General features: G+C 37.2%; 13 protein-coding genes, 1 tRNA gene and 1 pseudogene. 8 read left to right on the plus strand and 7 right to left on the minus strand.

Features of this window, described 5'->3' with window-relative positions; genetic code table 11:
* Positions 1-62: 62 nt before the first annotated feature.
* From PCI70_RS00355 to epmA, 3 genes are all read left to right on the plus strand, one after another.
* A tRNA-Ser gene (locus PCI70_RS00355) sits at positions 63-153 on the plus strand.
* A gap of 78 nt (positions 154-231) precedes the next feature.
* Positions 232-1254 (plus strand): 4-phosphoerythronate dehydrogenase, encoded by a 1023-nt coding sequence (locus PCI70_RS00360; protein ID WP_269913377.1) that lies wholly within the window; start codon positions 232-234, stop codon positions 1252-1254.
* The gene (gene epmA / locus PCI70_RS00365; RefSeq protein WP_269913378.1) at positions 1251-2213 is read left to right on the plus strand and encodes an EF-P lysine aminoacylase EpmA; all 963 of its coding nucleotides are present in this window, start codon (positions 1251-1253) and stop codon (positions 2211-2213) included. Before PCI70_RS00360 ends, epmA begins: the two co-directional genes overlap by 4 nt.
* Here epmA and PCI70_RS00370 read toward each other — a convergent pair.
* The 6 genes and pseudogenes from PCI70_RS00370 to lipA all read right to left on the minus strand — a co-directional run bounded on the left by PCI70_RS00370 (position 2188) and on the right by lipA (position 10549).
* Entirely contained in the window at positions 2188-3417 is a 1230-nt protein-coding gene (locus PCI70_RS00370; protein WP_269913379.1) for a multifunctional CCA addition/repair protein, read from the minus strand. The two genes, epmA and PCI70_RS00370, sit on opposite strands and share 26 nt — an antisense overlap.
* A 60-nt stretch (positions 3418-3477) precedes the next feature.
* A pseudogene (locus tag PCI70_RS00375) lies at positions 3478-4728 on the minus strand (malic enzyme-like NAD(P)-binding protein); the annotation flags it as partial.
* Between the two features lie 108 nt (positions 4729-4836).
* Positions 4837-7551, minus strand: a complete 2715-nt coding sequence (locus PCI70_RS00380; RefSeq protein ID WP_269913380.1) for an EAL domain-containing protein — start codon at positions 7549-7551, stop codon at positions 4837-4839.
* A gap of 53 nt (positions 7552-7604) precedes the next feature.
* Positions 7605-8321: a 16S rRNA (uracil(1498)-N(3))-methyltransferase gene (locus tag PCI70_RS00385; RefSeq protein WP_269913381.1), complete on the minus strand. Its 717-nt coding sequence runs from the start codon at positions 8319-8321 to the stop codon at positions 7605-7607.
* 22 nt (positions 8322-8343) lie between these two features.
* Positions 8344-9468: a DUF1624 domain-containing protein gene (locus PCI70_RS00390; protein ID WP_269913382.1), complete on the minus strand. Its 1125-nt coding sequence runs from the start codon at positions 9466-9468 to the stop codon at positions 8344-8346.
* A gap of 79 nt (positions 9469-9547) precedes the next feature.
* Positions 9548-10549, minus strand: a complete 1002-nt coding sequence (gene lipA, locus PCI70_RS00395; RefSeq protein ID WP_269913643.1) for a lipoyl synthase — start codon at positions 10547-10549, stop codon at positions 9548-9550.
* Between the two features lie 208 nt (positions 10550-10757).
* Between lipA and PCI70_RS00400 the strand changes: the two genes are divergently transcribed.
* From PCI70_RS00400 to PCI70_RS00415, 4 genes are read left to right on the plus strand one after another with little or no spacing between them, the layout of a single operon-like run.
* A complete protein-coding gene (locus PCI70_RS00400; RefSeq protein WP_269913644.1) occupies positions 10758-11417 on the plus strand; it encodes an amino acid ABC transporter permease in 660 nt (219 codons plus the stop codon).
* Positions 11407-12075, plus strand: coding sequence for an amino acid ABC transporter permease (locus PCI70_RS00405; protein WP_269913383.1), 669 nt, complete (start codon positions 11407-11409; stop codon positions 12073-12075). Before PCI70_RS00400 ends, PCI70_RS00405 begins: the two co-directional genes overlap by 11 nt.
* Positions 12076-12078: 3 nt before the next feature.
* Positions 12079-12810 carry an amino acid ABC transporter ATP-binding protein gene (locus PCI70_RS00410; RefSeq protein WP_269913384.1) on the plus strand — a complete coding sequence of 244 codons (732 nt, stop codon included), beginning with the start codon at positions 12079-12081 and terminating at the stop codon, positions 12808-12810.
* Positions 12811-12820: 10 nt separating this feature from the next.
* Complete coding sequence (locus PCI70_RS00415) at positions 12821-13639, plus strand: cysteine ABC transporter substrate-binding protein (protein WP_269913385.1); 819 nt, start codon at positions 12821-12823, stop codon at positions 13637-13639.
* A 171-nt stretch (positions 13640-13810) separates the two neighbouring features.
* Here PCI70_RS00415 and PCI70_RS00420 read toward each other — a convergent pair whose 3' ends face one another.
* Positions 13811-14107, minus strand: a complete 297-nt coding sequence (locus PCI70_RS00420; RefSeq protein WP_269913386.1) for a class I SAM-dependent methyltransferase — start codon at positions 14105-14107, stop codon at positions 13811-13813.
* Positions 14108-14303: 196 nt separating this feature from the next.
* Here PCI70_RS00420 and PCI70_RS00425 point away from each other — a divergent pair, with 196 nt between their 5' ends.
* The gene (locus PCI70_RS00425; protein WP_333473508.1) at positions 14304-15461 is read left to right on the plus strand and encodes an aminotransferase class V-fold PLP-dependent enzyme; all 1158 of its coding nucleotides are present in this window, start codon (positions 14304-14306) and stop codon (positions 15459-15461) included.
* Positions 15462-15470 lie beyond the last annotated feature (9 nt).

A 15470-nucleotide genomic window follows, 5' to 3' on the forward strand; every position in this document is an offset into this window, starting at 1 on the left:
ATGTTCGTTTAATCAATAAATTACTTGATTGAAAAAGCAAGTCTTTGTAATATACACCCCATGGAAGCGTGGCAGAGCGGTTTAATGCACCGGTCTTGAAAACCGACGTGGGTTAATAGCCCACCGTGAGTTCGAATCTCACCGCTTCCGCCAAATTCTAAAACCCCTGCACAAGCAGGGGTTTTTTTATATCTAAAATTAGGTATGATCATAGAATTTAGGTGTTAATGCATGAAAATTATTGCAGATGAGAACCTTGCATTTACAGAATATTTTTTTGAAGAATTTGAAGTAGAGCAATGTGCAGGACGTACATTACAAGCCAAAGATGCTGAGGCTTTATTAATACGTTCTGTCACGCAACTAAATGAAAAGTTGCTCAAAGATAGCCACGTTAAATTTGTGGGGAGTGCAACCATTGGTACAGATCATCTTGATATTGCTTATTTAGAAAAACAACAAATTAAATGGTGTAATGCAGCAGGCTGTAATGCACAAGCTGTTGCTGAGTATGTCGTCACTGCACTATTACACGTTAATCCAAAATTTTTGCATCAGAACATCACATTAGGCATTGTGGGGCTAGGAAATGTAGGCAAGCGGTTATCTGCACTTGCACAACGTCTAGGTTGGAATGTGGTGGCTTATGACCCATTTATAACAAAAACAACATGGGCAGAACTTCTAAGCCAATCAGATGCAATTTCTATTCATGTACCCCTCACCAAAACAGGTGATTATCCAACGTATCATTTATTTCATGAAAAGACGTTTAAACAAATGAAGCCCGATACAGTGCTTATTAATAGTGCGCGTGGTGCGGTAATTAGTGAACAGGCTTTATTAGAAGATATCAAATACACACAGCGCAAAGTGGTGTTAGATGTTTTTGAACATGAACCTGTAATTTCTCAAGCTGTATTAGATGCTGTGACGTTAGTAACGCCTCATATTGCAGGTTATAGCTTAGAGGGTAAAGCGCGTGGTACACAAATGGTATATGACCAATTTTGTGAATTTTATCAACGTCCAAAAATTAAAGATTTTAGAACACAGCTTCCAAGTTGTCAGCAGTATTTTGGTGAGCTTAAAACAGTCTTAGAACAACCAAAGCGTTTATATAATATTGCACAAGATGATGCCAATTTGCGTGCTTGTTTAAAAAATGGTGTTGTAGAGCAAAGTGCTTTTGATGATTTAAGAAAAAATTATCCGCTACGCCGTGAATGGGCATCACATGGAGATATTGCATGAACTATCAACCTACTTGTGGCTTAAGTGCGCTACAAGCCCGTGCCCGTATGTATGCGACTATTCGTCAATTTTTTGCTGAGCGAAATGTTCTAGAAGTTGAAACGCCTATTTTGTCAAAAGCAGGGGTAACCGATGTACATTTGGCATCTGTAAAAACACAGCGACATATTGCAGGTAAAGCACAAACACATTATTTACAGACATCGCCTGAATTTCCAATGAAACGCTTATTGGCAAGTGGTAGTGGGGCAATTTATCAGATTTGTAAGGTTTTCCGTGATGATGAACATGGGCGTAAACATAACAGTGAATTTACTATGTTGGAATGGTACCGCCCTGCGTTGAGTTTAAAAGACTTAATGCATGAAACTTCAGATCTGTTACAAGCGTGCTTAGGGGACCGTGTAACCCGCCCTGTGGTTTTAAGTTATAAACATGCTTTTGAAGACCGCTTAGATATTAACCCTTTACAAGCCACACTCATAGATTTAAAGACCTGTGCGCAACGTGTTGGACTAGATATAGATTTGGGTGATGATCGTTTAGGGTATATGGATTTACTGTTTTCACATATGGTTGAGCCAAGTTTAGGCTTTGATACACCTGTCTTTTTAACTGATTTTCCACCTGAAATGGCGTCTTTGGCAAAAACACGTTTAAATGATGACAACGAGCAGGTTGCAGCACGCTTTGAGGTATATATTGACGGGTTAGAGCTTGCAAATGCCTATGATGAATTGATTGATGCAGATGTGTTGCGTTTGCGCTTTGAAGCGGATAATAGCGAGCGTAAAAAACTAGGTCTAAATCCAATGCCAATAGATGAGTACTTATTAGCAGCATTACCTCATATGCCTGAATGTTCAGGCATTGCGTTAGGATTAGATCGTTTATTGATGATTGCACAACAAAAGCTTAAGCTAGCAGATGTGATTACGTTTCCTGCTGAGATCGCTTAAGTTGGTCTAGTTCATAAATGCGTTTTTTAATGAGTTGCTCGCCAATGTCAGGACCTTTTACATAGCTTGGAAGGTCTTTGGCTTTAATGTTGCGAACACATTCCATTGCTTTAAGTAAATAATCTTTTTGTGGGTAAGGACGGTTTTCTAGTCCTAAACGACCTCGTGCATCACACTCACAAGCTTGAATAAACTCAATAACACGCTCGGGACGTCTAAGAACGTCTAAGCGTTGGAGTAAACGCCATAGTGTTCCACCTTTTAATGTCATGGCTTGATGACATTTAAGGTGTTCTTTACATACAATTAGTGCAAACTGTTTTGTAGCGGTGGGTACTTTAAAGCGTTCACAAAGCATTGTTACAGGCTCAATACCGCGCTGCTCGTGCATAATGTGCCTTGGTAGCACATCGACAGGGGTTAGTGCTTTACCTAAGTCGTGTACAAGTACGGCAAAACGTACATCTAAGCTGTAATTGTGTTGGCAGGCTTGTTGCAGTGACATGAGTGTATGAATACCACAATCTATTTCAGGGTGATATTCGGGGCGTTGAGGCACTCCAAAAAGCGCATCAATTTCGGGGAATAAAACTGTGAGCGCACCACATTGGCGTAATACTTCAAAATAAACATCGGCATGTTTTTCCATAAGCGCGCGTGAGGTTTCTTTCCATACACGTTCAGGCGTTAAACATTCTAATTCGCCCGATGTTGCTAAAGTGCGCATAAGAGCAAGTGTTTCTTCTGCCACAACAAAACCATATTGTGCATAGCGTGCAGCAAAACGTGCAACACGCAATACGCGTAGTGGGTCTTCTACAAAGGCATCTGATACATGGCGTAAAATTTTATTTTGAATATCCTGTGCGCCACCGTAAGGATCATATAAATGCCCTGCATCGTCTTGTGCAATTGCATTGATTGTTAAATCTCGGCGGATTAGGTCTTGCTCTAAAGTAACACTTGGGTCTGTATAAAACTCAAAGCCATGGTAGCCTTGTCCTTGTTTTCGTTCTGTACGGGCAAGTGCATATTCTTCTTTTGTTTTAGGATGTAAAAAAACAGGAAAATCTCGACCAACAGGTTGATAGCCCTGATCCAACATTTTTTGTGGTGTGCTTCCAACCACAACGTAATCTTTTTCGTGATAGGGATGCCCAAGTAATTGATCTCGAACAGCACCGCCTACTAAATAAACGCGCATAAAAAACCTCTATTCTTAACATTTATCATGCATGAGAATAGAGGTTTACACAAGCTTTTAAACGAGTTGAGCGAGTGTTTTACGGTAAGCGTCAAAGTCTTCGATTGGGCGTGTTGCAACGCCTGAATCCATTGCTGCTTGTGCAATTGCAGGTGCAATTTCTGCAATTAAACGGTTGTCTAGAGGACCTGGGATCAGGTAATCACGACCAAATGATACGGCTGTTCCTTCTACTTCTGTATCAAGATGTGCCATTTTTGCAATTGCATGTACACATGCTACTTTCATTTCTTCGTTAATTGTAGTTGCACCTACATCTAACGCGCCACGGAAAATATATGGGAAACAAAGTGCATTATTTACTTGGTTTGGATAATCCGAGCGACCTGTTGCCATAATGGCATCTGGACGTACTTCATGCGCATGCTCAGGTAAAATTTCTGGATCTGGATTTGCCAAAGCAAAAATGATTGGATTTTCAGCCATAGTTTTAACCATTTCTTTGGTTAAAATCCCTGCTGCTGACAAACCTAAGAACATATCTGCACCTTCAATTACTTCGTGTAACTGAGTTTGTGGAATGTCTTGCATATATTGCTTTTTAGACTCATCTAAATTGCTACGTGAAGTAGTAATAAGACCACGTGAGTCAGCAACAGTAATATTTTCTTTTTTAACCCCTAATGCACAAATTAGGTTTAAGCAAGAAAGTGCTGCAGCACCTGCACCAGAAGCAACAATTTTGATATCTTCAATTTTTTTGTTGGTAATTTTAAGTGCATTGAGTAATGCTGCACCTACAATAATACTTGTACCATGCTGATCATCATGGAACACAGGAATATTCATGCGTTCACGTAATTTACGCTCAATGTAAAAACATTCAGGCGCTTTAATATCTTCTAAGTTAATACCACCAAATGTTGGTTCTAACGCAGCGACAATATCCACAATTTTATCTGGATCGTTTTCTGCAATTTCGATATCAAAAACATCTACACCTGCAAACTTTTTAAATAGAACGCCTTTACCTTCCATTACAGGTTTAGAGGCTAAAGGTCCAATGTTTCCAAGACCCAAAACGGCTGTACCATTGGTGATAACAGCAACTAAATTACCACGTGCAGTGTAGCGGGCAGCCACAGAGGGGTCACGGGCAATCTCTAAACAAGGTTCAGCAACGCCGGGAGAATATGCGAGTGCTAAATCACGTTTGCTTGCCAATTGCTTGGTTGGCGTAACGCTAATTTTTCCAGGGTGTGGAAATTCATGATAGTCTAAAGCTTGCTGTTTAAATGTTTTTTCGTCCATTTGAATCTCGTTAGTTACGGGTTAATCTAGCCATAAGACTGGGATAGACTTTTTAAATATAACACTACTGAACCCATTCGCACAGTTGCAAAGATGCTTAAAAAAGCCTTAATTATGAAAATTTTGCATAAAGTAAGTGGCATCATTGGCTTTTAAAGGTTTTGAAAATAAGTAACCTTGTATAATATGACACTGTTTACTTTGAAGGTAAGCAAGTTGTTCTTGCGTTTCAACACCTTCAGCAATAAGCGTTAGCCCCATTGCCGTTCCCATTGCAATAATGGCATTTAAAATGGCATTTTTACGGGGATTCTCAAAATCTTGAACAAATTGTTTATCAATTTTAATAACATCAAATGGAAACTCAGTTAGATAACCTAATGATGAGTAACCTTTACCAAAATCATCTAGTGCCAGTTTAATTTGTCGAACCTTAATTTGTTGCAAAACACGTTGTACGTAATCTGTATTTTCTATAAGAGAAGACTCAGTCATTTCAAATTCTAGGTATTGTCCGTTAATGTTGTATTTGGCAAGAAGATGATCTAAATGTGTTAAAAGTTGCCCACGATAAAGTTGTTGTGCATCTATATTGATGGATAATTGAATTAAAGGTAAGCCTTCATTTTGCCATTTTTTGAGTTGTATAATGGCATGTTTTAATACGTATTGCCCAATCTCTGAAATAATACTGGTTTGTTGGGCAGCAGGTAAAAATTGATCGGGTAACAATATACCTTTGGTTGGATGGTTCCAACGAATAAGAGTCTCAAAACCGAAAATACGTTGTTGTTGCGTGTCGATTTTGGGTTGGTAGTACAGTTCTAGTTCATTATTTTTAAGTGCACGATGAAGCTCATTTTCTAAGTGAATGTCAGGTAAATATGCCGTTTTATGTGTAGTTGAATAATATTGCACACTATCACCACCAAGTTGTTGAGCATGGTTAAGGGCTTGTTGTGCTTGCTGGTTCAGCGTTTCAAAGTTCTGACTATGATCGGGATAAATTGCAACCCCAATTGACAACGTTAAAATGAGTTCATGTTCTTCAACAGAAAATGGTGCTTTAAAACTTTCTAAAATTTGCTCACATAATGACTGAATACTTGGTTGAATATGATTGAGCTCATATACCAATACAAAATCTTCGCGATTTAAATACGCAATAATAAATGCATTCGGGTTGCTGATACGCAAACGTTGTGCAATCTTCTTGAGAAGAGTTGATGTCGCTTGATTACCTAAAAAAGCATGTAAAGCATTGAAGCGATCTATGCCAAGGCGAATAATAGCAATTTGATGAACGCTATTTTGGTGACTAATAAAAAATTCGTAAGTTTTATAATTGTAAGCAAAACGATTAGGTAAATTGGTAATGACATCATGATTTTCTAAGTAAGATAATCGTTTTTCTTGTTGTCTGTATTGGGTTAAGTCGGAGAATATACCTACATATTGCACAATATTTTGTTGATGGTCACGGATTGCATTGATATGACAGCGTATGTAAAGAGTATTCCCATGGGTGAAATGTTCTTCAAATTCACCTGTAAACTGTGCTTTTTTTAAAATTTGATCAGTAATAGAAAAATGTAAACTACGCTGCTGAGGACGGTAATTATCTGCAATTTCGAAGATCTTTTTGTTTAAAATTGCATTGGGTTCTAAACCTGTCATTTTATAAAAAAATGGATTAGCCTCAACATAGCAAAGGTTTTGATCAAGCGTGACCACGCCCACATCAATGTGTTGTAAAATATTACTTGAATACTCTATTTGTCCTTGTGCCTTTTTTTCCACCTCTATATCGTGAAAAACGCCTACCATATACAAGGGTTCATGGGTAAAGGTATTCCATTGAATGATTTGTCCTATACTTGAGATCCAAATCCAATCGCCTACATTATTTTTTATACGATATTCACATTTGAAAAATTCAGTGTCTTTTAAAAAATAACGCTTGAGGTTTTGTACTACGTGATCAATATCATCGGGATGAATGACTCCTTCTAAATATTTTTCGATTGTCGTGTCATTGCGCAAAATAATGGCTTCATGATGAGTTGCTTTAAAAATACTTTGTACCATATCCCATTCCCATGTTTTAACAGGAGTCAGATTATTGGTCATTGAAAGAATAGAGTTTTGTTTTTGTAATGTATTTGAAACCATATTAAATGAAGCTTGGGTCTGACAGCGTGTAATTTCTAAATTTTCTAAACGCTCTTGCAATTGTTGATGATTGTTTTGCAGTTTTTTGATTATATTATTTTTAGATGTGGCTTGTCTTTTCTTTTTGTCTAATAAATTCTGATATTTAAGGGTTGTTTTAGTTAAACGACTTTGTAAAGTATAAATAGGAATAGCTGTGGCAATAATAGCCAAAAAAAATAAATGAAAATCGAGAGGATAAACAACCACTAAAGGTAAAAGAGCTGGTATAAAATTAATTAAAAAATAAGTTAAGCGTTGGGTTAAAAATATCAGGCTTAAAATAGCATAAACCATTAAAAATAAAAAAGAAGTATAAGCGAGTAACTGAATACCACCCATGATCAAACCAATAATAAAAACAGTAATTTTGATAAATTGATGTTGTCTGTTTTGGCTTTGGTGAATTAAAAGTGTTTTTGAAAAAACGAGTAACCCAATGAGTATTGTTAAGCTTGCAAGTAGATACATAAAGAAGTGATGTAGCTGTAGAGAGATACAGCTAATCAGCATGATTGTACCCGTTATAAAATAGGGGAGAAAGCGTAGCGTATTTCTAATTTGAACGGCAAACGCATTTGAATGTTGGTATTGCCGAGGTGAAAAAGGCATGCAAAATTTAACTCCTCTATTCTTATTTTAAAGAATAATTTATAACAGAAAAGTTAAGAGAAGTGAAAGTTTAAAATTGATAATGCAACCACAGGTGCGGTTTCTGTACGCAGTACACGCTCGCCAATACACCAATTTTTGAATTCAGCTTGATTTGCAGCTGTAATTTCGGCTTCACTTAAACCACCTTCAGGACCAATCAATAAGGCAATATCTGTCGTAGCATTTTGTAATACATTGGTTTTTTCTTTATTAGGCGCAAGAACTAAACGCGTTTTAGGTAGTGTGGTGGTTAACCATTCTTGTAATGGCAGTGGTGCAAGAATTTGAGGAACTTGATTTAAACCACATTGCTCGCATGCAGCAATAGCAACTGCTTGCCAATGATCAATTTTCTTTTGATCTCGGTCATACTTTAGGCGCATTTCACAACGGTCACTTGTGAGTAGTTGAATTTGACTTACCCCTAACTCAACCGCTTTTTGAATAGCGTAATCCATTCGGTCACCTTTAGACATGACTTGCCCTAAAGTAGCGTTAAACGCTGGTGTACGGTTATCTAAATTGAAGTGTATAATTTCAACAGTGGCATTTTTTTTATTAATTTCAGTTAAACGAGCTGTATATTCGCCACCTTGTCCATTAAACAAAATGGCTTCATCATCTAATTTTGCACGTAATACCCGAACCCAATGATGAAAAACGGTTTCGTTTAGTAAGATTGATTCACCTAACGTTAATGGGGTTTCAATATAAAAACGGTTACTCATAAGAAGGCTCGGTATTAAGATACTAAAAATATTTTAACATCTTGATGTGCTTATTTTGATGTTTATATTTAGAAAACCAAGCAACCGCAGGATAAAGCGCCAAACAAAGAAAAATGGCAATCAGCCAAACGCTATATACATGGTCAACACCAAAATAAGCACCGTGATTTAAGCCAAACAGTTGTACGGCAATGAGGTACAGCGCTTTGAGCACATAAAGATGTAAAATATAATAAAACATAGGTACTGAGCCAAAGATCACTAATGGTTTAAACTCAAAGCGTTGTAGTAGTAACAATAGAAGTAAACCAATGCCACCATTCCATAAAATAAAGAACAAAGAAGGTGGGTATTTTGTTAGGTTAAAGAAGCTCATCACCGTTTGTAGTGCCGTTGGCATCACTTGCCAAGCATGGTCGCCGTAAATATTGATAAAGCGTAATACAAAAAATAGCCCAATAGCGCCTAAGGCAGTATATAAAATTTTACGATTACGTTGAGCAACGCTGATTCCTTCTTTAAACCATGCAGAGCCTAAGCAATAACCTAATAAGATCACACCAATCCAAGGCAATACAGGGTATGAGGTACGCATTTTAAAATGCTCACTCACTTGAATCCAACCACGGTCATGTAAGATATTCCACAGTGCCGAATCAAAATGAATGCCATCGAGTAAGTTATGTCCAAACACAATGGTTAAAGCAAGAATCCACTGCCACATTTTGGGTAAACCAATTAAAAGGGCGAGTGAAATCATACTTAACCCAATTGCCCAAATGACTTGTAAATAAACCACTTGTGGCGGAAATTGTCCTGTCCAAGCAAAGTTGACAACAATTAGTTCTAAGAAAATAAGAAAAAATCCACGTTTTAATAAAAACTCACGCGTCATTTTAAGGTTATTATTTTTGTTTTGATACAAATAGGCTGACAGCCCTGTTAAAAGAACAAAAACAGGTGCGCATAAATGAGCCAGTAAACGGCTGACAAACAGACTTGGTTCTGTTTCGCTTACGACCATAGGATCGGGTACTTGTTGATGTAAGAAAAAAGTTTCACGCACATGGTCAACCATCATAATAAGCATAACGAAGCCACGTAACGCATCAATTGCATGAAGACGTTGAGAATTTTGCACTGACATAATCTAAAAAAAATGATATGTTATAAGGTAACATTATTGTGCGTAAAAAAATACCCTCTCAGTGAGAGGGCGTTAATTTTTATGCTTCTACAACATCAATTTTGCGTTGTGTTTTGCGTCTTACTTCAGGTACAGGCTCGCCGTAATATTGACGATCTGCAAAATAACTTGAACGTACCATCGGAGCAGACCAAATATTTCTAAAGCCAAGTTTACGTCCATGCTCGGCATAACGCTCAAATTCTTCAGGCGTTACAAAGCGATCTAACGCAGCATGCTCTTTAGAAGGCTGTAAATATTGTCCAATCGTGACATAGTCAACACCATGTGCATGCAAGTCATCAAGTAACGATAAAACTTCTTCTTCTGTTTCACCAATACCTACCATCAAACCACATTTTGTTGGAATATCAGGGCAATACTCTTTAAACATTTTGAGTAAGGTGAGTGAATGTTGATAGTCTGAACCCGGACGCATCGCTTTATATAAACGTGGCACAGTTTCAATATTATGGTTAAATACGTCAGGTGGGCATTCAGTCATAATACGTAGCGCAGTTTCCATACGTCCACGAAAATCAGGGACTAAAATTTCAAGTAATGTTTTTGGGCTTAATGCACGCGCTTCTTTAATACAATCTACAAAATGCTGTGCACCACCATCTAGTAGGTCATCACGGTCTACCGAGGTAATAACGGCATATTTTAGTTTTAAGTTTGCAATGGTCTCGGCCATGTGGCGCGGTTCGTTTTCATCAAGTGGATTTGGACGACCATGTGCCACATCACAAAATGGACAACGACGCGTACAGATATCACCCATAATCATAAAGGTCGCTGTGCCTCCACCAAAACACTCAGGTAGGTTAGGGCAGGCTGCTTCTTCACACACGGTATGTAATTTTTGTGCGCGAAGGGTAGTTTTGATACGTTGCACTTCTTCTGGTGCAGTCATTTTAACCCGTATCCAGTCAGGCTTACGTGGTACATCAACGGTAGGAATGACTTTAACAGGAATTCTAGAAACTTTGTCTGCACCGCGTAGTTTAACGCCCTGTTCTGGCTTACGGCTGTTGGTCATATTCCATTTCCAATCTTTCATCTTTAACGGGTTATTTTATCGCTTGGTTTGCAGAAGATAAACCTTATTTTTGTAGAAGGTTTTAATCATAAGATAACCTGATAAGTCAAATATTATTTTTTGATAATAATATGATAAGAAAAGCTTTTTATGATTAAGCATTTAAAATAATATAGGCAAACTGAAAGTAAGTATGTTGGGTCTATCCTTGGATTGGCAATATCTTAGTAGCGTGATGCCTCAGTTTTATGATGCAACGTTAACCACGCTCAAAATCTCCTGTATTAGTATTGTGCTTGCTTTAATAGTAGGTTTGCTGTGTAGCATTAGTGTGGTTTATAAAGTTGCCGTACTAAACCAAATTTCGCGTGTATATATCCAATTTTCACGTAATACACCGTTGCTTGTGCAGTTATTTTTCTTGTATTACGGTTTGCCTAAATTAGGAATTAAGATTGATGGCTTTACCTGTGGGGTAGTCGGTCTTACCTTTTTAGGTGGAAGCTATATGGCAGAAGCATTTAGAGCAGGCTTACAGTCTGTGGCAAAGGGTCAGCTTGATGCGGCAAAAAGTTTGGGTTTAACGCCTGCACAGGTATTTAAATATGTGGTGTTTCCACAAGCATTTTCTATTTCAATCCCTGCTATTGGCGCAAATTGCTTATTTTTAATTAAAGAAAGCTCGATTGTAAGTGCGATTGCTGTTGCAGAGCTGTTGTTTGTGACCAAAGATTTAATTGGTATGGATTACAAAACCACGGAAGCATTATTTTTATTGGTGATGTCGTACGCCGTTATTTTGTGTCCTGTTTCTATTTTAACGAGCTATTTAGAGCGTCGTAGTCGTCGGGTGAGTTATGGGTCTTGAGTATTTATTTCAGCCTAGCCATCTTGAGCGTTTGGCATTTGGTTTATTAGAAACAGTTAAAATTTCTTTTATTTCGGTCGTTTTATCGGCAATTTTAGGAACGATATTCGGTGTCATCATGACATCAAATCATGTTGTTGTGCGTATGATTTGTCGTACTTATTTAGAAGTTATTCGTGTTGTGCCTATTTTGGTTTTACTGTTTATTTTCTATTTTGGTTTTGCCACATGGTTTGATTGGCATTTTTCAGCGTTTTATGTGTGCATTATGGTATTTGTATTGTGGGGCACTGCTGAGATGGGCGACCTTGTACGTGCAGCTATTAGTTCTATTGATCGTCATCAACAAGATGCAGCTTATGCGCTTGGGCTCAATAAATTACAAACGCTATGGTATGTGGTGTTTCCACAAAGTTTACGCCGTGTAACACCCGGTGCAATTAACTTGTTTACTCGTATGATTCAAACCAGTTCTTTAGCAGTTTTAATTGGCGTAATTGAAGTCATCAAAGTGGGTCAACAAATTATTGAAAATTCATTGTTGATTATGCCAAATGCATCGCTTTGGATTTACGGTTTAATTTTTATTTTATATTTTGCGCTTTGCTACCCATTATCGCGCTTGGCAAATCATTTAGAAAAGATTTGGGAGTTTTAACAGATGGCTTTATTACAAATTAAAGCGCTCAAAAAGAGCTTTGGCGACCATCAAATTTTAAAAGGCATTGATTTAGACGTTCAACAAGGCGAGGTCGTGGTGGTCTTGGGTCCATCGGGGTGCGGTAAAAGTACGTTGTTGCGTTGTTTAAATGGTTTAGAGCCCATAGATAGTGGTGAAATTAAATTAGAAAGTTTGGGTGTTTTAGGTAAAGATACATCGTGGGAAAAAGCACGCCAACATGTGGGAATGGTGTTTCAAAGTTACGAGCTTTTTGCACACATGAGTGTGATTGATAATATTTTACTTGCACCATTAAAAGTACAAAAACGTGTAAAAGCAGATGTAGAAAAACTCGCAGATGATCTTTTAAAACGTATTGGTTTGTTTGAGCGTAAAAATGCATACCCGCGTGAATTATCGGGTGGGCAAAAACAGCGTATTGCGATTGTTCGTGCTTTGGTGATGCAACCACAACTTATTTTACTTGATGAGATTACAGCAGCACTAGACCCAGAAATGGTACGTGAAGTATTAGAAGTGGTGATGGAACTTGCCAAACAAGGCATGACCATGATGATTGTAACACATGAAATGGCATTTGCTCGCCAAGTTGCCGATCGTATTATTTTTATGGATCAAGGGCATATTATTGAGCAGGCAAGTCCTGAACAATTTTTTGAACAGCCAAAAACTGAACGTGCTAAAAATTTTTTAAACATATTATCGTATTAAGGAAAACACAATGAAATATTTACTCAGTGGTTTAGTAGTTGCATTAGGGTTAGCAGGATGCAGTAAACCTGCCGAACAACAGCCAACCTCGACTATCGAACAAATCAAAAAAAATGATGTGGTACGTATTGGGGTATTTACAGATAAACCACCGTTTGGTTATTTAGATGAAAAAGGAACAAACCAAGGCTTTGACGTTGAAATTGCAAAGCAAGTGGCAAAAGACCTACTGGGTGATGAGAAAAAAGTTCAATTTGTTTCAACAGAAGCAGCAAACCGTGTTGAGTATTTAAAATCAAATAAAGTTGATATTATTTTTGCAAACTTAACGGTAACACCAGAACGTGCACAAGTAGTTGATTTTGCAAGCCCTTATCTAAAAGTATCTTTAGGTGTGGTATCACCTAAAACAAATTTAATTACAAATCTTGATCAACTTAAAGATAAAACGTTATTGGTGAATAAAGGCACAACAGCAGACAGTTTCTTTAGCAAACAACATAAAGAAATTAAATTGCAAAAATACGAGCAAAATACAGAAACGTTTGATGCGCTTAAAGATGGGCGTGGCGTAGCACTTGCACATGATAATTTACTTGTATTGGCATGGGCTAAAGAGAACCCAAATTATCAAGTGGGAATCACAACACTTGGGCAACATGACTATATTGCACCTGCTGTGAAAAAAGGTGATAAAGAACTCTTAGATTGGTTAAATAAAGATTTAGACAAGCTTAAAAAAGAAGGTGTAATGCATCAAGCATATGAAAAAACACTTAAACCTGTCTATGGAAATGGCATTTCTGAAAAAGATTTACTTGTAGAATAAATCCAAAAAGAGATAGGTCAGTGGGCATATCTCTTTTTTAAGATGAGTGTGTGCAAATGCCAATTTTTCATTTCACCACTCGCCAATGGCTTAGGTGCTTACTCTTCTTCGCAAAATAAAATGTCGTAATCTTGCCTGAATTGTGTTTCAAGCTCTTGTGTAGAAAAACCTTTAAAGCGTTGAGAGGTATGTTGTACCCAAAAATTGTAATAAAAAAATACCATTTTGTGGCAAAGCATCTTTGATATTAGATAAAACTCTTGTGAGTTGACTAGGCTGACAAAAAAATAAACTAAATAATGCAACGACTAAACTTGCTTTAGGAAAAGAGAAATTTTCAAATGTGCTTTGATAAAAAGAAAAACTAGGATGGTTCTGAAATCGCTCAGAACATAATTGTTTAGATTTTTCTAAACAATCAAAAGCAGTAACGCTAAAACCATTATTTAAAAGATGCACCACATCCATAGTCTATTGCCGTAAGTGGTAAATTTTGCATGTGATTATTGGTCGACGAAGCCCATTTTTAGTTACTTCTACGCAAGTTAAAATAAAAATTGGGATTAATTATCAGATAATCTCATAAGTTATATTTAAAATAGAGATGTTTTTTTAGGCATAATCATATATTTTATAAAAAGTGCTTTTTTTGTATTTTGTTATTATGAAACCTTTAATTTATTTAGATTACGCTGCGGCAACTCCTGTTTATCCAGAAGTATCAAAAAAAATGATGGAATGTTTATCTATTGACGGATTCTTTGGTAATCCTGCTTCTTCTTCCCACCATTATGGTGTAGATGCTCAAACGCTTGTACAACAAGCCCGTCAAGATGTAGCAGACTTAATTGGTGCAACTGCAAATGAAATTATTTGGACATCAGGTGCCACTGAATCTGATAACTTGGCGATTAAAGGAGTTGCTGAATTAGCACAGTCTGGGCATATCATCACCAGTGCTATTGAACATAAGGCAGTGTTAGATACATGTGCCAAACTTGAGAAAAAAGGCTTTAGCGTCACGTATTTACAACCACAAACAGATACAGGGCTCATTTTACCTGAGATGGTTGAGCAAGCAATCCGTGCTGATACTATTTTAGTCTCACTGATGATGGTAAATAACGAAATTGGAACGGTAACTGACGTAAAAAAAATTGGTGAAATGACCTATCAAAAAGGCATTAAATTCCATGTAGATGCAGCACAAGCAGCAGGTAAACTCCCTATTGATGTACGTGCTATGCATATTGATTTACTTAGTTTATCTGGGCATAAAGTATATGGACCTAAAGGTATTGGCGTACTGTATGTAAACTCAAATTTACACGTAGAAGCACAAATGCATGGCGGTGGTCATGAAAATGGCATGCGTTCAGGCACACTTGCGACGCATCAAATTGTAGGTATGGGCGAAGCATTTAAAATAGCAAAAGAAAAATTAAATTCTGAGCAATCACGTTTAAAAGAACTACGTGATTATTTATTTAATTCATTAAATGAAATGACAACTATTCAGTTAAATGGTGATTTAGATCAATCAGTTGCTAACTATTTAAATGTTAGTTTTACAGGTGATGATGCACTCGGTATTATTAATGCGATTAAGCATGTGGTTGCAATTTCAAGTAGTTCAGCGTGTAACTCTAAGCTAAAAAAACCATCACATGTTTTGGTGGGGTTAGGGCGTGAAGCCGTTTTTGCTAATCAGTCAATCCGTTTTAGTTTTGGTGGTTATACAACCAAAGCGCAGTTAGATACGCTTCTAAACTATATTAAAAAGCACTTAGAATTGAAAAAGCGATTTGTGACATTTGTATAAAGGTTACTA

Origin of the sequence: Acinetobacter sp. HY1485, assembly GCF_027568475.1 — a bacterium.
Lineage (GTDB): Bacteria > Pseudomonadota > Gammaproteobacteria > Pseudomonadales > Moraxellaceae > Acinetobacter.